Annotated in this window: 22 protein-coding genes and 1 tRNA gene; 16 read left to right on the forward strand and 7 right to left on the reverse strand. The window is 62.8% G+C overall.

Annotated elements, in window-relative coordinates:
• Positions 1–500: 500 nt before the first annotated feature.
• Together CH275_RS20265 and CH275_RS20270 are read left to right on the forward strand one after the other, a co-directional pair.
• Positions 501–1,277 (forward strand): MspA family porin, encoded by a 777-nt coding sequence (locus tag CH275_RS20265; RefSeq protein WP_094680048.1) that lies wholly within the window; start codon positions 501–503, stop codon positions 1,275–1,277.
• Between the two features lie 146 nt (positions 1,278–1,423).
• On the forward strand, positions 1,424–1,867 hold the full coding sequence (locus CH275_RS20270; RefSeq protein WP_094680049.1) for a hypothetical protein: 444 nt from the start codon (positions 1,424–1,426) through the stop codon (positions 1,865–1,867).
• Positions 1,868–1,988: 121 nt separating this feature from the next.
• On the opposite strand, the gene mscL is transcribed toward CH275_RS20270, so the two are convergent.
• The 4 genes from mscL to CH275_RS20290 form a co-directional block, all read right to left on the reverse strand.
• Positions 1,989–2,465 (reverse strand): large conductance mechanosensitive channel protein MscL, encoded by a 477-nt coding sequence (gene mscL, locus CH275_RS20275; protein WP_094680050.1) that lies wholly within the window; start codon positions 2,463–2,465, stop codon positions 1,989–1,991.
• Positions 2,466–2,561: 96 nt separating this feature from the next.
• Positions 2,562–3,224, reverse strand: coding sequence for an SAF domain-containing protein (locus CH275_RS20280; RefSeq protein WP_094680051.1), 663 nt, complete (start codon positions 3,222–3,224; stop codon positions 2,562–2,564).
• An 89-nt stretch (positions 3,225–3,313) separates the two neighbouring features.
• Complete coding sequence (locus CH275_RS20285; RefSeq protein WP_094680052.1) at positions 3,314–3,670, reverse strand: FmdB family zinc ribbon protein; 357 nt, start codon at positions 3,668–3,670, stop codon at positions 3,314–3,316.
• 144 nt (positions 3,671–3,814) lie between these two features.
• Entirely contained in the window at positions 3,815–4,411 is a 597-nt protein-coding gene (locus CH275_RS20290; protein WP_094680053.1) for a 5-formyltetrahydrofolate cyclo-ligase, read from the reverse strand.
• A gap of 107 nt (positions 4,412–4,518) precedes the next feature.
• On the opposite strand from CH275_RS20290, the gene CH275_RS20295 reads away from it, so the two are divergent.
• The 5 genes from CH275_RS20295 to CH275_RS20315 all read left to right on the forward strand — a co-directional run bounded on the left by CH275_RS20295 (position 4,519) and on the right by CH275_RS20315 (position 8,627).
• Entirely contained in the window at positions 4,519–5,472 is a 954-nt protein-coding gene (locus CH275_RS20295) for a UTP--glucose-1-phosphate uridylyltransferase (protein ID WP_094680054.1), read from the forward strand.
• A 33-nt stretch (positions 5,473–5,505) separates the two neighbouring features.
• The gene (glp, locus tag CH275_RS20300) at positions 5,506–6,765 is read left to right on the forward strand and encodes a molybdotransferase-like divisome protein Glp (protein WP_094680055.1); all 1,260 of its coding nucleotides are present in this window, start codon (positions 5,506–5,508) and stop codon (positions 6,763–6,765) included.
• Positions 6,766–6,837: 72 nt separating this feature from the next.
• The gene (locus tag CH275_RS20305) at positions 6,838–7,485 is read left to right on the forward strand and encodes a GNAT family N-acetyltransferase (RefSeq protein ID WP_032404305.1); all 648 of its coding nucleotides are present in this window, start codon (positions 6,838–6,840) and stop codon (positions 7,483–7,485) included.
• Positions 7,486–7,629: 144 nt separating this feature from the next.
• A complete protein-coding gene (sepX, locus tag CH275_RS20310) occupies positions 7,630–8,499 on the forward strand; it encodes a divisome protein SepX/GlpR (RefSeq protein WP_094680056.1) in 870 nt (289 codons plus the stop codon).
• A 55-nt stretch (positions 8,500–8,554) separates the two neighbouring features.
• Positions 8,555–8,627: transfer RNA gene (locus tag CH275_RS20315), tRNA-Ala, on the forward strand.
• 49 nt (positions 8,628–8,676) lie between these two features.
• Here the strand turns inward: CH275_RS20315 and CH275_RS20320 are convergent.
• A complete protein-coding gene (locus CH275_RS20320) occupies positions 8,677–9,225 on the reverse strand; it encodes a hypothetical protein (protein WP_094680057.1) in 549 nt (182 codons plus the stop codon).
• Between the two features lie 292 nt (positions 9,226–9,517).
• Here CH275_RS20320 and CH275_RS20325 point away from each other — a divergent pair, with 292 nt between their 5' ends.
• The 6 genes from CH275_RS20325 (at position 9,518) to CH275_RS20350 (ending at position 13,727) form a co-directional block, all read left to right on the forward strand.
• Positions 9,518–10,381 carry a glycosyltransferase family 2 protein gene (locus CH275_RS20325; RefSeq protein WP_373453732.1) on the forward strand — a complete coding sequence of 288 codons (864 nt, stop codon included), beginning with the start codon at positions 9,518–9,520 and terminating at the stop codon, positions 10,379–10,381.
• Positions 10,382–10,768: 387 nt separating this feature from the next.
• Positions 10,769–11,221 carry a GyrI-like domain-containing protein gene (locus CH275_RS20335; protein WP_094680060.1) on the forward strand — a complete coding sequence of 151 codons (453 nt, stop codon included), beginning with the start codon at positions 10,769–10,771 and terminating at the stop codon, positions 11,219–11,221.
• The gene (locus CH275_RS20340) at positions 11,221–11,655 is read left to right on the forward strand and encodes an effector binding domain-containing protein (protein ID WP_094680302.1); all 435 of its coding nucleotides are present in this window, start codon (positions 11,221–11,223) and stop codon (positions 11,653–11,655) included. Before CH275_RS20335 ends, CH275_RS20340 begins: the two co-directional genes overlap by 1 nt.
• Positions 11,656–11,844: 189 nt before the next feature.
• Positions 11,845–12,519, forward strand: coding sequence for a ScbR family autoregulator-binding transcription factor (locus CH275_RS20345; RefSeq protein WP_179276248.1), 675 nt, complete (start codon positions 11,845–11,847; stop codon positions 12,517–12,519).
• A gap of 59 nt (positions 12,520–12,578) precedes the next feature.
• Positions 12,579–12,749, forward strand: coding sequence for a hypothetical protein (locus tag CH275_RS29605; RefSeq protein WP_179276249.1), 171 nt, complete (start codon positions 12,579–12,581; stop codon positions 12,747–12,749).
• Positions 12,750–12,824: 75 nt separating this feature from the next.
• Positions 12,825–13,727: an SDR family oxidoreductase gene (locus tag CH275_RS20350; RefSeq protein ID WP_094680061.1), complete on the forward strand. Its 903-nt coding sequence runs from the start codon at positions 12,825–12,827 to the stop codon at positions 13,725–13,727.
• Here the strand turns inward: CH275_RS20350 and soxR are convergent.
• A complete protein-coding gene (gene soxR, locus CH275_RS20355) occupies positions 13,643–14,143 on the reverse strand; it encodes a redox-sensitive transcriptional activator SoxR (protein WP_094680062.1) in 501 nt (166 codons plus the stop codon). The genes CH275_RS20350 and soxR overlap by 85 nt on opposite strands.
• Positions 14,144–14,186: 43 nt before the next feature.
• The gene (arsC, locus tag CH275_RS20360) at positions 14,187–14,534 is read right to left on the reverse strand and encodes an arsenate reductase (glutaredoxin) (RefSeq protein ID WP_094680063.1); all 348 of its coding nucleotides are present in this window, start codon (positions 14,532–14,534) and stop codon (positions 14,187–14,189) included.
• A gap of 65 nt (positions 14,535–14,599) precedes the next feature.
• On the opposite strand from arsC, the gene CH275_RS20365 reads away from it, so the two are divergent.
• The 3 genes from CH275_RS20365 (at position 14,600) to CH275_RS20375 (ending at position 16,138) form a co-directional block, all read left to right on the forward strand.
• The gene (locus tag CH275_RS20365; RefSeq protein WP_094680064.1) at positions 14,600–15,268 is read left to right on the forward strand and encodes an SDR family oxidoreductase; all 669 of its coding nucleotides are present in this window, start codon (positions 14,600–14,602) and stop codon (positions 15,266–15,268) included.
• 10 nt (positions 15,269–15,278) lie between these two features.
• On the forward strand, positions 15,279–15,647 hold the full coding sequence (locus CH275_RS20370) for a GntR family transcriptional regulator (protein ID WP_094680065.1): 369 nt from the start codon (positions 15,279–15,281) through the stop codon (positions 15,645–15,647).
• 68 nt (positions 15,648–15,715) lie between these two features.
• Positions 15,716–16,138, forward strand: coding sequence for a DoxX family protein (locus tag CH275_RS20375; protein ID WP_094680066.1), 423 nt, complete (start codon positions 15,716–15,718; stop codon positions 16,136–16,138).
• Positions 16,139–16,157 lie beyond the last annotated feature (19 nt).

Here is a 16,157-nt window from a genome sequence, read left to right on the forward strand (position 1 = left end):
TTAGCGCCACGCGACCGGGGTCGGCGTGATCGGGGGATCGCATTGCGTTGGTTGGGAGTGACCGAAGAGGTGACGATTCGCCCGTAACGGGCGTGTCGGTCCGAGCGTCTTCCCACATCAGAGCGGTTTTGCGAATTTGCGCAATGTGTAACGGTCGGGTCACACCTGTAGATAGTGTGACGCGCGTTACCACCTAAAGGGGTGTGAAAGTTGTTCACGCCGTTGAAACACATCACGCCGAGGCAACGATGTGGTCCCGATCGTAGGGATTGTCACGATCGGGCAACTCCTCTAATGTTCCCCTCAGCTTCCAAGGATCAGGGCGTGGGACCAACCGGTGCCGCGCCCTTCATCTCGGAACTGCAGGATCGAGGATGTGGCCTTCACGGCTCCATCCGGCTCGGGCTCGCACACATCGTTGAGTGCGATCTAGTTCGAGGGTGAAAGCCACAAGCTTCCCCGTGCGACACCGCGCTGGGACTGAACATGATGAGGAATAAATGACGGAGATCCAGAAGTCGCGGCGCAGCCGGGGACTCAAGTCCATGAGCGTCGCAGTTGCTGCCAGCGCTTCGGTCGTCGGCCTGGTACTCGGTACCGGAACCGCTTCCGCCGCTGTCGACAGCTCCAACTCGGTTGTCGATGCCGACGGCAACACCATCACGGTGACGCTGTCCGACACCTTCATCAACGGTGTTGCTCCGCTCGACGGCAGCCCGCTCACCCGTGAGTGGTTCGCCAACGGCCGGGCTTCCTACGACGTCCAGGGCCCCACGGCCGACGACTTCGAGGGCACCCTCAAGGTTGGCTACCAGATCGGTTACCCGATGTCGCTCAACGGCACGGTCACCATCGAGTGGGCATCGCCCTCCGCTGAGTTCAACCTCGGCTCGGGCAACGAGTCGAAGGTCACCGGAACGTTCCCGCTGGACGGCGTCACTGCGCCTTCCATCGGACCTCTGACCGGCACGGGCACCTCCACCAGCGGCCTCGACTTCGGCGTTCAGCTGATCCCGCAGGCTACGGCTGAGATCGCACTCGGCAACGGACCGGGTGTTGTCCAGTCCGAAGGCGCAGTCGCTCGCATCGACGAGTCCGCCGAGATCACCGGATCCGAAGGCGACGCAGCAGGCACCAGTGGATCCATCCAGGTCGCCAACGTTCACGGCACCGCCACCGGCGTCTTGGGCAACGTGTCGATCCGTCCGTACGTCTCGCTCGCCAGCGCAACGGGCGATGTCGCAGTCACCTACGGCGTCCCGGTTCGCCTCAACTGATTTCCGAATCGGTTGTAGCTCGGTGACGTAACGTCACCTACTGAAACTCGAGACACGTTCAGGCCCGTACGGATAACTCCGTACGGGCCTGAACTATGTTCTGCACAGAAGTAGTTCGACGTACACAGAGAGGCACTGAACCAAAGATGCACTCGAAAGCCCGTTTCGCAGTCGTCGCCGCGGGAGCGCTCCTTGCTCTCGGTCTCGCCGCCGGTTGTAGCAGCGACGAGTCCGCGGCCTCCGGCGAGAACACCGACGTCTGCAACACCTTCGCCGCCGACCACAACGCATTCGTAGGACTGGCGGCAGCAGGACCCGGATCAGCCGAGAACATCGACAAGTGGACCGCCGACAAGCAGGCCGCAGTGGACAAGCTGAAGGCGTTGCCTGGCACCGCGTCCGGTGATGTCGCCAGCTCGCTGACAACTTTCGGCGATGGATTGCCTGCGGACACCCTCGAACTCTCGACCACCGACAGTGAGTCCGGTAAGGCGTTCGTCGACAACGGCGCAGCAGTGAAGTCTGCATGCGAGGCAGACGGCACGACGATCACCCTCGACGCGCTTCCGCTGTCGACGTTCACCAACTGAGTTTCGCGGGCCGCGTCTCGACGCACCCCTGAACGAATGAATGCGCCATTCACGTTGTCAGACAACGTGAATGGCGCATTCATTCGATTGAGCGGCCCGCAGATCGCGGGCTACAGAGATGTCAGTCCTTCGAGTGCTTGCCCAGGTCCGGTGCGGAGTCGATTGCCTCGCCGCTACCACCGGTGGTGTCGGCCGCGGTCGACAGTTTCTGTCCCGCTGCCGTTCCGCCGGCGAGAATGTCGCGGATCTGCACCAGCACGTCGACGTCGCTCAGTTCCTTCTCCGGCTGGCTGACGAAGCGCTTCTTTGCGGTGTTCACCGGCAGAATCAGCACGAAGTAGACCACGGCCGCGATGATGATGAAGTTGATGATCGCCGTGACGACCGCCCCGAGGTTGATGAACGTCGCATCGTTGTCCGACAGGATTTTGATGCCCCATCCCAGTTCGTTGCTGCCGCCGACGGCCGCGACGAGCGGATTGATGATGTTGGTGGTGAATGCGGTGACGATGGCGGTGAATGCCGCGCCGACGACCACCGCGACTGCGAGATCCACGACATTGCCGCGCAGTAGAAAGTCCTTGAAGCCCTTGAGCATGAGCCCTTCTCCCAACGTTCGGTTTGTTCTGTCTCGAGAGACGTTAACTCAGATCGGCGCACTTCGGACGTGGTGAATCGCCAGCAACCGGGGCCTTCAGTGCAGCGTGACCGTCAGCGCGCTGACCAACGATGCCGCGGCCACCGTCGTTGCATCGTCGGTCGGTAGCGCGAGGAGCACCACCCGATCTCGCTGTCTGCTTCCCCCGGTGTCGGCGGAGACGAGTACGACCACCGCTCCCGAGGCCAGCACTCTGGCCGCGGGAACGGCGTTCGGGTCTTCCTGCACCTCGACGGTCAACACGTCGACCCGATCGCCTTCACGCAACAGGTCGGTCACTCCGGCATCGGCGAGATGCACCGGTACGACGCGTGCCTCGGTCCCCAGTGCCGTCGTGGCGGTCCTGGATCCGAGCAGCCGAACGTCGGTGAGCAATTCGCCCGCTCGGACCGGCCCGGTCAGCGTCTGCCCCTCCACGGCCCCCGTGTCCACGAGAGCGCCCTCGGGAACGCCCGCCGAGTCCCAGTCGGCCACCACCACATCGGCCGACGTGAGGACCGTTCCTGGCGTCAGATCACGTCCGGCAGTGATCACTCGCACTCGGTCGTCACCGGCGGCGTCGTCGACGAACAGCACTGCGGCCACTGCCACCAACACGCCGGCCGCGATGCGTCTGAATTTCGGGGATCCGACCCATGTCGGACGCACGGTGAAGCGATCGAGCAGCGTCGAGTCGAGTCGATTCTTGCGGGCAGCCATGCCGGAAACGCTATTGCAGACCAAGGCCTGGGGAACGACGAAAAGGCCGGGCTGTGGATAACAGCCCGGCCTGTGGATGAAGTGGAAAACTACTGGCTGGCAGCAGCTTTGGTGGTGGACGACGACGAAGATTTGCTCGACGACGACGAGTCGGAAGATTTCTTCTCTGCAGGCTTGGAGTCGGACTTGGACTCGGACTTCGAGTCCGACTTCGCGGCGGCAGCATCGGACTTCTTCTCGCCTGCACCCTCGCTCGAGGTACTCGATCCACCGCGACTGTCGGTGCGGTAGAAGCCGCTGCCCTTGAAGACGATGCCGACGGAATTGAACAGCTTGCGAAGCTTGCCCGAGCATGCCGGGCACACCGTCAACGTGTCGTCGGTGAAGGACTGAACGATGTCGAAGCGGTTGTCGCACTCGGTGCATGCGTATGAGTAAGTGGGCATCGTGTTTCCTCCGCGCTGGTCACCGAGGAGGTTGGCCGCTCTGCGAGCCGAGGCCGAACACCGCCGGTGTCTTATCTGTTCGTCGAAACTGGGGAGAGCATTAGCACTCTACAGTCAGGAGTGCCAACCAATCGAATCGGAACGTTATTCCGTACTCAAGCGTACGAGCCCGCCCCCTGGGGTCACCGCGTGCGTCACCCTTCGGTCGTGTGGCTCGTCCGGGAGTCGATCGACCACTTCACTGTCGCGTACCACCGCAACCAGCATCGCGTCCGATCTGCACAGGTCGAGCGTCCGGTCGTAGTAGCCCGCACCGCGCCCGAGTCTGGCACCGCGCCGATCGACGGCAAGGGCGGGTATCAGCACCAACGAGCAGGCCGCAACGGCATCGGGATCGAGGGTCGGTCCGGTCGGCTCCTTCAGGCCGAAGGGGGCAGCCACCAACGACTCGCGTCCGGAGTACGCCACCCACCGCAACGGTCCCGGCTCGTGCGCACTCGGAAGCAGGACGGTGGATCCGGCCGCGGCCATCGCGTCGAGCATCTCGATCGAACCCGGCTCCCGGCCTACCGGCACGTAAGCGGCCATCGAAGGGTGTTCGAGCGCCAACTCTGCCACGACGTGGCAGAGTGCGAGGGACTCCACCGCGCGCTGCGCATCGTCGAGCAGTCGGCGTTCGGCGAGGACATGTGCCCGCCATCGATCCTTGGGTGTCTTCTCCGAGAATTCGGGAACGTTCACAACGGTTCACCCACCCTTCCTGTGCAGTCGTTCAACGATATGCACTCGAGGGTAAAACGCAGCACACGGCGAGCAGATCTCCAGAAACCATGGATAGGGTGAGCACCATGACAGAAGCCGTTACCGCGACGACCGCCGCCACGCCTGCGCATTTCCGCACAGCAATCGTTCCCGCAGCGGGCATGGGCACCCGGTTCCTGCCGGCCACGAAAACCGTTCCGAAAGAACTACTTCCAGTGGTCGACACACCCGGCATCGAGTTGGTCGCCGGTGAAGCCGCTGATTCCGGCGCGCAGCGCCTCGTGATCGTCACGTCCCCCGGTAAGGACGGCGTCGTCGCCCACTTCGTCGAGGACCTCGTTCTCGAGAAGAAGCTCGAAGCGAGCGGCAAGCTCGACATGCTCGAGAAGGTGCGCGTAGCCCCCAAGCTCCTCGACGTGCAGTCGGTCATCCAGCACGAACCTCTCGGACTCGGACATGCCGTCGCCTGCGCCGAGGAAGCCCTCGACGACGACGAGGACTCGGTGGCAGTGCTGCTTCCCGACGATTTGGTGATGCCGCGAGGTGTGCTCGACGTCATGGCTCGCGTGCGGGCCAAGCGCGGTGGCACGGTGCTGTGCGCCATCGAGGTTCCCGAGGACAAGGTTTCCTCCTACGGCGTCTTTTCGGTCGAGATCGTGCCCGACGCGGTGAACCCGAACGTTCTCAAGGTCACCGGAATGGTCGAGAAGCCCAAGCAGGAGGACGCGCCGTCCAACCTGGTTGCTGCGGGCCGATACCTGCTCGACCGAGCCATCTTCGACGCTCTGCGTCGCATCGAACCCGGCACCGGCGGCGAGCTGCAACTCACCGACGCCATCGCGTTGCTGATCGCAGAAGGCCATCCCGTCCACGTCGTGGTGCACCGCGGATCGAGACACGACCTCGGAAATCCCGGGGGATACCTGCGCGCTGCGGTTGACTTTGCCTTGCAGCGTGACGATTACGGCCCGGCGCTGCGCGAATGGCTGAACGAACGCTTGAGCGACAGCTGGGCACCGGAACTGACAACGTACGAATAGCATCGCGGGTCGATGCAATAGAGGAAGGGCCAGATGCGCTCGGTCGAAGATCAACAGACCAGAGTGACCGCCGCGGCGGTGGCTCCACGGCCTGTTCGGGTCGCCATCTCGGAAGCACAGGGCCTGCTGTGTGCCGAAGAAGTGGTCACCGAGCGCCCCCTTCCCGGGTTCGATCAAGCGGCGATCGACGGTTACGCAGTGCGCAGCGTGGACGTCGCAGCCGCCGGCACGGATCTGCGCAACGAGGAAGACGAGCGCATCGACCTGACGCTGCCCGTCGTCGGTGAGGTCTCGGCGGGGTCGCGTCAACCCATCCGGTTGCAGCCGCGCCAGGCAGTGCGCGTCGACACCGGTGCGCCACTGCCCACGCTGGCCGACGCGGTGTTGCCGCTCGATCGCACCGACAGCGGCCGGGCCCGGGTCAAGGTGTTCCGGCCCGTGCGCTCGGGTGACTACGTCCGCAAGATCGGCGACGACGTCCAGCCCGGAGACGTGGCAGTACGTGCGGGCACGATCATCGGTGCTGCTCAGGTGGGTCTGCTCGCCGCAGTCGGTCGCGACAAGGTGCTGGTGCACCCGCGTCCGCGGCTGTCGGTGATCTCCGTGGGCGGCGAACTCGTCGACACCGATCGGACCCCCGGGCCCGGACAGGTCTACGACGTCAACTCCTACGCACTCGCTGCCGCAGCACGCGACGCTGGTGCCGACGTCAACCGCGTCGGGATCGTCAGCACCGATCCCAAGCGTCTGCGCGAGGTGGTCGAGGGCCAACTGATCCGATCCGAGATCGTCGTCATCGCCGGGGCAGTGGGCGGCGGTGCGTCCGACGGTGTGCGGGAGGCACTCGGTGAACTCGGCGACATGGAGGTCGAGCGAGTCGCCATGCACCCCGGGTCGGTCCAGGGGTTCGGGCAACTCGGACGCGACGAGGTACCCACCTTCCTGTTGCCGGCCAATCCCGTCAGCGCGCTGGTGGTGTTCGAGGTGATGGTGCGTCCGCTGATTCGCATCGCCCTCGGTCGACGCCAGCCGCTGCGTCGGACGGTCACGGCACGGACCGTAGCGCCGATCACCTCGATCGAAGACCGCAAAGGATTTCTCCGCGGCCAGCTCATGCGCGACGAGGGAACCGGTGAATACCTGGTCCAGGCACTCGGCGGTGCACCCGGATCGTCCTCGCATCTGCTCGCGACACTCGCCGAGGCGAACTGCCTGGTCGTCATCGACCCCGAGGTCACCGAGATCCGTACCGGCGAAGAAGTGAAGGTCTCGTTCCTCGCTCAGAGAGGCTGACGCCATGTGAGCGGTAGCTCGTAGCGGGCTACGAGTTTCCGCTCACCTGCGCGTAGCGCATACGATCGACGGATGCCGCGAACGTGGTCGAGCCACCCAGGTTGGCCGGCGAAATTGGGTCCAGTGAGAGTGGCCGGCGGAACCGTGACGGTACGGCCGGTGCGGATGCGGGATGCGGCTGCGTGGAGCCGGATTCGTACCGAGGATCGCGCCCACCTCGAACCCTGGGAGCCCAGCGGCGAGGGCAGCTGGAATTCCCGCCATCACATTTCGTCCTGGCCCACCCTGTGCTCCGGTCTCAAGTCCGAGGCACGCAAGGGGCACATGTTGCCGATGGTCATCGAGGTCGACGGCGAATTCTGCGGTCAGATCACCACCGGGAACATCGTTCGCGGCGCTCTGCGTTCGGCCTGGATCGGCTACTGGGTGTCCAAGGACGTCAACGGTAAAGGCGTCGCCACCGCCGCACTCGCACTCGGCCTCGACCACTGCTTCGGCCCAGTCGGACTGCACCGCGTCGAAGCAACCGTGCGGCCGGAGAACCTTGCCAGCCAGGCGGTTCTGCGCAACGTCGGATTCCGTGAGGAAGGTCTGCTCTACAAGTACCTGGACGTGGACGGCGAATGGCGAGATCACAAGCTCGTCGCGATCACCTCCGGAGAGGTGCAGGGAACCGTCGTCGATCGGTTGGTGCGTTCGGGTCGAGCGGCATGGGCGTGATCTGCCGGGCGACGATGGCACTGATGTTGTCAAAGTGACAGGAGTGTAATTCGGATCGGCGCGTCTGCGTCGTTCTCGAGTGTCCTCCCCATAGCCTGATGATGTCACCAGTGTCACCGTTGCCCAGGGAGGAGAACATCGCCGATGCCGAACTCGATCATCTGGATCGGTCTCGTGGCCGTCTGGCTCTTCGTACTCCTTCCCATGCTGATGACCAAGCGTCCGCAGATCATGCAGACGACGGATGCAGCGCTCGCCACGCGTGTGCTGCATCGAGGTGGCACCAAGCGAAAGCAGCGCGGGCCCGCAACCGGGCATCGCAGCGATCCACACTGGCGACCGGAGGACGACCTCCGGGTCTCCGCACCTGCCAGTGAGATCTTCGGCCCGACAATCGCGACAGTTCGTCCAGACTCACCCGATCTACCCGGTACCGCGGAGGACCCGATGGACACTCACGCAGCAGAGAACGACCTCGACAGTGACGCTCCGGTTCAGGACCGACCGCGCGGGAGTGCACCCGCGCACGAACCTGGTGTCGTCGACGACGATTTCGTTCCTCGCCGACGTGGCCGCGGCGGATTCGACCCCGAAGCCGATGCGATCGCGCGAGCAGCGCGATACGCCTTCCGTCAGCGCGCAGTTCTGGGACTGGTCTTCGCGGCGATCACCACCGCAGCATTGGCGTTCATCATCTCCCCGACGGTCTGGTGGCTGTGCGGGCTTTCCGTTGCCGTCCTCGTCGGCTACCTCTACTACCTGCGACGCCAGGTGCAGATCGAAGAAGAGGTGCGCAGGCGCCGGCTCACCCGAATGGGCCGGTCGCGACTCGGAGTGGAATCGGAAACCGACGAAGAGCTCGAACTCGTCCCGCAGCGGCTGCGTCGACCCGGTGCAGTGGTGCTCGAGATCGACGACGAGGATCCCGAATTCGAGCACCTCGACCATTACGAGGAGCCGTTCCAGGCACGCCGTGACGATGATGGAGACTTCCGGCGGGCGCAGGGCGCGTAACAGTCGTCCGCAGTGGCTTTGCTAGAGTTACGCAGCCGGTCGGAACGACGGCATCGGGGCTGTGGCGCAGTTGGTAGCGCGTCTCGTTCGCATCGAGAAGGTCAGGGGTTCGATTCCCCTCAGCTCCACCCGGAACGAAAACCGCCACTCGATCGAATGGCGGTTTTTTGTTGTCGGTCAAGGGAACGCAGAGCTCAACAGGCTCATGACGATCGTGGTCAACGACAGTCCGCCGGTTCCGAAAGCGGCGGCAGCAGCGACCCCGACCAGTACCTCGTTCTCGGACGGGGTCGGCGGTTCTATCGTCCTTCCTGCGAATCCGAACGGCAGTCCCCAGAACACGCTGACGCCGCCGCCGTATTCGCGCGTCAGATCGCCGTAACAGTTGTCGCCACCATCCGAGTCGCCGCGAATCAGTGCGCTGGATTCGAGGTCTTTGGCGGCCAGGGTCAGCGTCGTGTGTTGGAATGCCATTCGGACGCGGTACGAGGCCTTGGTCACCCGCGCTCGACCCACCTGGACCGACATCGGTCGGCCGTCGAATTCGCCATCGACGAGGGCCGCGTATCTGGTCCCCAACGGGGTCTTGTCATGTGTTCTCGGCCCGATCCGGGTGAACGTGGCCCGAACGGCCGGCTTCGAGACGTAGTACGCCGAAACGGCGTGGTCGGAGCGTTCGACGACGACATCGTCGTACAGAGCGGTGTCGATCTGCACGGTCTCCACTGGGGGAACCCTACCGATCCGACAGCCGGTCGGCTCACGATGGCGAAGCGGGAGAGATGCCTGTTTCGTCGACCGGCGGTTGAATGGAAGTCCGGTCGGTGGACTCCCTTCGGAATCCGTATTGTTTACGACGAGTAAATCGGCAAACTATTTTCCTCGTTTAATGAGGTAGCATCGATTTCGTCCGCGGCTCGAATATCGGAAGCATGAATTCACATAAGCGAATCGAGCCACACGTTTGCCGAAAACAATTTGTCAGGGGTTGGCACAGGTGAACACTCTTTCGGTAGTAGTGCCTGCATTCAACGAGTCCGCTCACTTGGGTGACTGCTTGGATGCACTGCTAGAGCAGCGTCGATACATTCACGAGATCATCGTCGTGGACAACAATTCCACCGACGACACCGCAGCCGTCGTTCTCGACGTTCGACGCCGATTTCCGATGGTCACCCTCGTGGCAGAGTCCGAGCGTGGCGTCGTACACGCACGAAACACGGGTTTCGATCATGCCGACGGGTCGATCATCGGGCGCATCGACGCCGACACCCACGTCGGGCCAGGCTGGGCGAAGTCGATTCTGGACTTCTTCGATCGACGCCTCGACTACGCCGCGGTGACCGGTCCGATACACCTCTACGACTCGCCCTGGGCCGCACCGTACCGGGCTTTCGTCAACTACACCACCAAGCGTAAGGCCGATGAGCTGCAGGTATCCGCCGCATCGGGCAACAACTTCGCTATTCGCCGCTCTGCTTGGCAGGCAGCCCGCGGCCGAGTGAGTCTGCGAACCGACCTGCACGAGGACATCGATCTTTCGCTCTGCCTCTATCGGGTGGGGCTGCGCATCGCCCACATCAAGTCCATGTGCGTCGAGGTGTCGGGCCGTCGTCTACTCACACCACCACTCGAGTACCGCCACTACGTCCTGAGTTCCTACCGGACCTGGGCGCATCACGATCTGGTCTGCAACTCTCTGCGTCGACTGCTGATCGCGGACATGGTTCTGCACACTTTGCATTGGCCGCTCACGCGCATGCTGTCCACTTGTGAATCGCGAATTCTCCCGGTCTCGCATTCCGATACCAGCGTTGAGTCGGATCGGCGGTTGCCATCCGTTCATAACGTCGAGTTCGCGGCGGCCGCATCCGGAAAGTGAATTCTCGGCGAATTCGATCTCGAATGACAATGATGTGACGAGTTGCAGGCCGTTCGGTATGAACTGGACGTTCGTCGCAAACAATATCTCGCCGCGCTGCTGAATTCGCTCGTTGCTTCCGACGGTGAAGTCCGAATTGTCCGATGCACATTCGGCAGGTTCATCGGCGAGCGGGTTCGCGGTGCGGACACTCGTGAGGACGGCCACCCAGCGTCGAGTCGAGGGGTGAACGGTCCAGAAGTTGCTCAGCGGTCGAAACGGGCGGACAGTGTGGTTGAGGAATTGACGATCGACGTGCCCGTCGCGCCGGTAGATTGACGGGCGATATCGTGAGCGGACCGGTTCCGAGTACGGGATCTGCCCCTGCAACTTCTCTACGGAGTGTGAATGTCGTTCGAGATCGTCGACCTCGCTGAAACGTGGGTTGCCGGTCTTCCCGTTCGCAGCCCGAAACGGGCACTCGGCCGCCTCAACGATCCGGCCCTGGATCAGGCATGGTCCGCGTTGTTGAATCAGGAGACCTCGGGTCCACTGGCGTCCATTTATACCGACTTCGCCCCCGGTATCGGCTCGTACAACACGCAGATAGTCGGTTATCTGTGTTCTTCGCTCGGTCAAGTTGCACGGGGACATCTGGTCGCAAAAGTGCCTGCGGCGAAATACGCTCGATTCTCTGCAGTGGGCTCTTTTCCCGAGGTTCTCACTCGGTTGTGGACTCAGATCGACCATGCCGAGGAGCAGGGTGAGATAGTGCGTTCGTTCACCGGTGACTACGAATGCTATCCGCATGCGTACAAGATCGATCTCTATCTGGCGATCACAGTGTCAGGGGGGTCGTGATGAGCTTCCGTGTCACCGCGCGAGGTGCGGAACTGTTCAGCGGACTGGTGGCGCCGCGGGTGGAACCCGGTGCTGAATCGAGTGGCAGCGAGTGGATGCGATTTCTGCGAGATCGAGTGCGCGAGAAGCATATCGGTGCACAAGAGGTGGTCACCGTCTATGTGGCGGATCCACACGGCACGGTCAATGCTGTGGTCGCCGTACCGGTGGATTCTCCCTCTGATGTGGCCGTGGGCGACGTGTTCATTTCGATACCGACCGGTGTGTACGCAGTGTTCACGCCCAGTGGCTCACTGGCAGATCCCATCGAGGACGTGTGGGCTCAGGTCGACGAGTGTGCTTTGTCCGGCACTATATTTCGGGCGTACAAAGAAGAACTAGAAGTCGTTACAAATTCTGGAGAAGTGGAACTTTTCATTTCAATCGTTTTGTGACCGGAACCTTATTCATGCAATTGTCACTTTCGAATCACAAAGTCGCCTCCGAACCGGTTACCATTGTCGAGCGCTGGCAGCCCGCTCAGGTGACGCGAATGCGGAGTTCGCATCGTTCGGTCGACGGGTAGGCAGCGCGTACAGGGCGTCGATGTCATCGCAAGATCGACAGAGCAGGGGTGCAACAGCATGGTCAGACAACTCAGGGCAGAAGCAACCAGAGCGGCCGCATTGCGCGCTGCAGCAGATCTCTTTCTGGAGGTGGGGCACGCAAATGCCACGCTCAGTCAGGTGTCGGCGCAGTCCGGTGTGACCAAGGGGGCGCTGTACTTCCACTTCGCCTCCAAGGAGGAACTGGCCCGCGCCATCGTCGACGAGGGGCACGAGCGGGTGTCCACCGCGTGTGCCGGCTTGGTCGACAGTCGCAACCCGGCGCTGGAGTCCGTCATCGGGATTTCGTACTCGGTGCTCGAGCTCGCGGCCTCGGACCCATTGGTTCGAGTCATGTATCGGCTGCAGATGGAGATCGACGGATCCGACACCGCCCGCGGCAGTGTGTTCGGAACGTGGGGAACCATCTTCGAGCATCTTTTCGAGCGCGCGATCGAGCACGGCGACGTGGCCGACCACCTGGATGCGGGCAACGCATCACTGCTGGTGTGCGAGATGCTTGCCGGAGTCCTGATGGTCTCCGAGGCTCAGTCGCGTCTCGAAGACGCCCCCTTGCGGATGGAGAGGGTGTGGAACACCGTGCTCCCGTCGCTGGTGACTACCGACAACCTCGCGTACTTCCGTGAATTCGCAGCGCGAAGTCTGTCGAGTTTCGTACGGGAGAGCATCGCATCCGGATCTGTCACGGTCTGACCGTTTCGTAATCCAGGAACGCTTGCCGCGCTGCTCGGTGCCGGGGCAAACTGTGTGATATGGAACACACAGCTCAGGGATCGAGAATGTCGGACACCGAACTCCGGAAGGCGATCGGCACCTTGCAGCAGCGTGCGGACGACGCACGCAAACGCGGTGCCGATGACGACGCTGCGCGCATCGAGCGCACTGTCGACGACTACCGAGACGAGATGTCGCAAAGGTTGTGACAACCCTCTCCGTCGTCACCGCGTAGGGTCGAAATCGAACTTATACGTGGCAACCGGTGGGGGATACAGGCTTCGATGGCTACATACGATCTGCGCGGTAAGAAGACGTTGATCACGGGTGCGGGGAGCGGAATCGGTCGGGCAACGGCCATCGCTGCCGCAGGTGTGGGAGCCGAGCTCTTCCTCACCGACATCAACAGCGCGGGATTGGCCGAGACTGTCGACATGGTCGGTAGTGCCGGCGGCACCGTCAGTCACTCGTTGCCGTTCGACGTGTCCGATTTCGAGGCGGTCACGGCTTTCGCGGACGACATTCACGCCGAGTTCGGCAGCCTCGACGTCGTGATGAACGTTGCGGGTATATCGGCGTGGGGAACCGTCGAGAATCTCGAGCATCGGCACTGGAAATCCATGGTCGACGTCAATCTCATGGGCCCGATTCACATCATCGAGAAATTTCTGCCGCCGATGATAGAGGCCGGCCGCGGCGGCCATCTCGTCAATGTCTCCTCGGCCGCCGGCTTGATGCCCTTGCCGTGGCACGCTGCGTACAGTGCAAGCAAGTACGGCCTGCGCGGAGTGTCCGAAGTGCTCAAGTACGACCTCAAGCGCCACGGAATCGGAGTCAGTCTCGTAGTGCCGGGCGGAGTCAAAACCGGTCTGGTACAAACACTTCAGATCGCCGGCGTCGATCGTGACGATCCGCGTGTACAGAAACTGCAGCACCGCTTCGAGAAGCGCGCTGTCGAACCGTCCGTGGTCGCCGATGCCATTCTTGCCGGAATTGCCAAGCGTAAATACCTGGTCTATTCCTCCAACGACATTCGGTTCGGCTACTGGGTAGCTCGAAAGTTCGCTCCCCCTTACGAATTCGTGCTGCAGAGGGCCAACGATCAGTTCTCCAAGCTGCTGGAGCCGCGTCGCGCGGAGGGGTCGTCGAAATCTACGTCCAGCGTGCGTGCACCCGGACCCGAGTGAGACAGCTCGTCGTGTGGATTGGCCAGAGCGCAGCCGGCCAGCGACAGACAGCCGCACCCGATGCATCCGGTCAGATTGTCTCGAAGCCGAGTCAGTTGCTCGATCCGGGAGTCGAGCTCGCGGTGCCAACGCGTGGAGAGTCGGGCCCAGTCCTCGCGCGTCGGCGTCCGCTCGTCCGGTAGCTCGCTCAATGCCTGGCGGATACTGGCCAGCGGAATTCCGACCTTCTGTGAAATACGGATGAAAGCCACGCGGCGCAAAGTCTCGCGGTGGAATCTGCGCTGGTTACCCGAGGTTCGGCGGCTGCTGATCAGCCCCTGTTTCTCGTAGAAGTGCAAGGCCGAGACCGCAACCCCGCTGCGCTCGGACAGCTGGCCAGGAGTCAGTTCTCGGACGTTCCACTCGGGCATCGGCACGACCTCGACAATACTTCAGGTCTTGATCCCAGAGGTGTAGCCGTCAGAGGATGGTGTGTACCTTGTCGGCGGGTCGGGCCAGCACGGTTCCCTTTTCGGTCACCACTATCGGGCGTTCGATGAGAATCGGGTGCTCGACCATCGCGGCAATCAGAGTGTCGTCGTCCGCGCCGGCGAGGCCGAGTTCCTTGTAGATGCTCTCGCGGGTGCGGACGGCCTGCCGAGGTTCGAGACCGGCGTCGGCCAACAACGTACGGAGTTCGTCCTGGGTCGGCGGCGACTCGAGGTACCTGATCACACGGGGGACCAGACCGGCTTCCTCGATCGATTTCAGTACGGTGCGAGAGGTATTGCAGCGCGGATTGTGATAGATCGTTGCAGAACTGGTCATGTTTGCGATCCTGCCACGCGGGTAGCCACCTCGACAGATTCACGCCAGGAACGGGAGTAGTCGATATGACCGACAAGCGGATTGTCATTGCAGGTGGCCACGGCCAGATCGCCCAACATCTGACGCAGGTACTGACGGCGCACGGAGACCGCGCAGTCTCGCTGATTCGCAACAGCGACCACGTCGACGCCGTCACGGCGCTCGGTGCGCTGCCGCAGGTGATCGACCTCGAAGCCGCCTCGGTCGACGAGTTGGCGGCCCTGCTCGAGGGTGCCGACGGAGTGGTGTTCGCGGCAGGTGCAGGGCCCAACAGCGGTCCGGCGCGTAAGGACACCGTCGACCGTGCCGGTGCTGTGCTGCTGGCCGACGCAGCGGAGAAAGCCGGCGTCCGCCGGTACGTGCTGATCAGTTCGTTCGGTGCCGGTGAGCCGGTCGACGAGAGCTTGGACGACGGCTGGAAGGCATATATCGCAGCCAAAACTGCTGCGGAAGAAGATGTCTCGGCCCGCAGCGGTTTGGACTGGACGATCGTGCGACCGGGCAAGTTGACGGACGAGGATCCGACGCACGCGGTGACTCTGACCGAGCCGCCGCTCGACTCGGGTGAGGTGACGCGCGCCGACGTGGCAGCGGTGATCGCACAGCTGCTCGACACCGGTAAAGCAGTGCACAAGACTCTGATGTTGACGTCCGGTTCGACGTCCATCGTCGACGCAGTCGACGCGGTCGGTTGAGGCACGGACTGTGCGCGTTCATATCGATTCGTCGAACACGACACCGGTGTTCGAGCAGTTGAGGATGCAGATCCTCGGGCTGGTGCGGTCGGGAGACCTCATCGCCGGTACCAAGATCCCGACGGTTCGCGGTCTCGCCGAGGAGCTGAAGATCGCACCGAACACGGTGGCGAAGACGTACCGAGAACTCGAACAGCAGGGGGTCATCGAGACGCGGGGGCGGTCGGGCTCGTTCGTGGCTTCGGGTGGCGACCCGTCGCGTGACATCGCAGCCCGGGCGGCAACGGAGTTCGTCAGAACGGTGCGGTCGATCGGTTTGGACGACGACCAGGCTCGATCGTTTCTGGAATCTGCGCTCAAGGGAGCGGACGGGCGCTAAGTTGACGCTTCAACATACTTCTGACAAGGTAATGCGGCCCATGTAGCCGTGTCAGAAGGATGTTATCGATGAACTCCACCCTCGTCCGCGACGCCGTCGCTCTCGTAGCCCGAATCGGTCTGGGGGTGGTCTTCATCGCCCACGGCTGGCAGAAACTGAACACCTACGGACTCGACGGTGCCGCGGCCAGCTTCGAGATGATGAACATCCCTCTGCCCACTGCATCTGCCTACTTCGCGACATTCGTCGAGCTGATCGGCGGCGGCGCACTCGTGTTGGGAATCTTCACCCCGATCGCCGGCCTGCTGCTCTTCCTCGACATGCTCGGTGCTGCGATCTTCGTTCACTTCGAGCACGGTGTGTTCGCCGCCGACAACGGCTACGAGCTGGTCGTCGCTCTCGGAGTCGGCGCGCTGCTACTGGCCGCATTCGGAGCCGGCCGCATCAGCATCGACGGACTCACCAAAGGCAAGACAGCACTGCTTGCATAGGTCTATCCGCAGGCTCCTC

Origin of the sequence: Rhodococcus sp. 06-235-1A, from assembly GCF_002258785.1 — a bacterium.
Taxonomy (GTDB): domain Bacteria; phylum Actinomycetota; class Actinomycetes; order Mycobacteriales; family Mycobacteriaceae; genus Rhodococcoides.

Bases quoted from the DNA above. Each gene is read 5' to 3' on its own strand.
- CH275_RS20265 (WP_094680048.1), top strand. From the start codon at position 501: ATGACGGAGATCCAGAAGTCGCGGCGCAGCCGGGGACTCAAGTCCATG.
- CH275_RS20270 (WP_094680049.1), top strand. From the start codon at position 1,424: ATGCACTCGAAAGCCCGTTTCGCAGTCGTCGCCGCGGGAGCGCTCCTT.
- mscL (WP_094680050.1), bottom strand. From the start codon at position 2,465: ATGCTCAAGGGCTTCAAGGACTTTCTACTGCGCGGCAATGTCGTGGAT.
- CH275_RS20280 (WP_094680051.1), bottom strand. From the start codon at position 3,224: ATGGCTGCCCGCAAGAATCGACTCGACTCGACGCTGCTCGATCGCTTC.
- CH275_RS20285 (WP_094680052.1), bottom strand. From the start codon at position 3,670: ATGCCCACTTACTCATACGCATGCACCGAGTGCGACAACCGCTTCGAC.
- CH275_RS20295 (WP_094680054.1), top strand. From the start codon at position 4,519: ATGACAGAAGCCGTTACCGCGACGACCGCCGCCACGCCTGCGCATTTC.
- glp (WP_094680055.1), top strand. From the start codon at position 5,506: ATGCGCTCGGTCGAAGATCAACAGACCAGAGTGACCGCCGCGGCGGTG.
- CH275_RS20305 (WP_032404305.1), top strand. From the start codon at position 6,838: ATGCCGCGAACGTGGTCGAGCCACCCAGGTTGGCCGGCGAAATTGGGT.
- sepX (WP_094680056.1), top strand. From the start codon at position 7,630: ATGCCGAACTCGATCATCTGGATCGGTCTCGTGGCCGTCTGGCTCTTC.
- CH275_RS20335 (WP_094680060.1), top strand. From the start codon at position 10,769: ATGTCGTTCGAGATCGTCGACCTCGCTGAAACGTGGGTTGCCGGTCTT.
- CH275_RS20340 (WP_094680302.1), top strand. From the start codon at position 11,221: ATGAGCTTCCGTGTCACCGCGCGAGGTGCGGAACTGTTCAGCGGACTG.
- CH275_RS20345 (WP_179276248.1), top strand. From the start codon at position 11,845: ATGGTCAGACAACTCAGGGCAGAAGCAACCAGAGCGGCCGCATTGCGC.
- CH275_RS29605 (WP_179276249.1), top strand. From the start codon at position 12,579: ATGGAACACACAGCTCAGGGATCGAGAATGTCGGACACCGAACTCCGG.
- CH275_RS20350 (WP_094680061.1), top strand. From the start codon at position 12,825: ATGGCTACATACGATCTGCGCGGTAAGAAGACGTTGATCACGGGTGCG.
- arsC (WP_094680063.1), bottom strand. From the start codon at position 14,534: ATGACCAGTTCTGCAACGATCTATCACAATCCGCGCTGCAATACCTCT.
- CH275_RS20365 (WP_094680064.1), top strand. From the start codon at position 14,600: ATGACCGACAAGCGGATTGTCATTGCAGGTGGCCACGGCCAGATCGCC.
- CH275_RS20375 (WP_094680066.1), top strand. From the start codon at position 15,716: ATGAACTCCACCCTCGTCCGCGACGCCGTCGCTCTCGTAGCCCGAATC.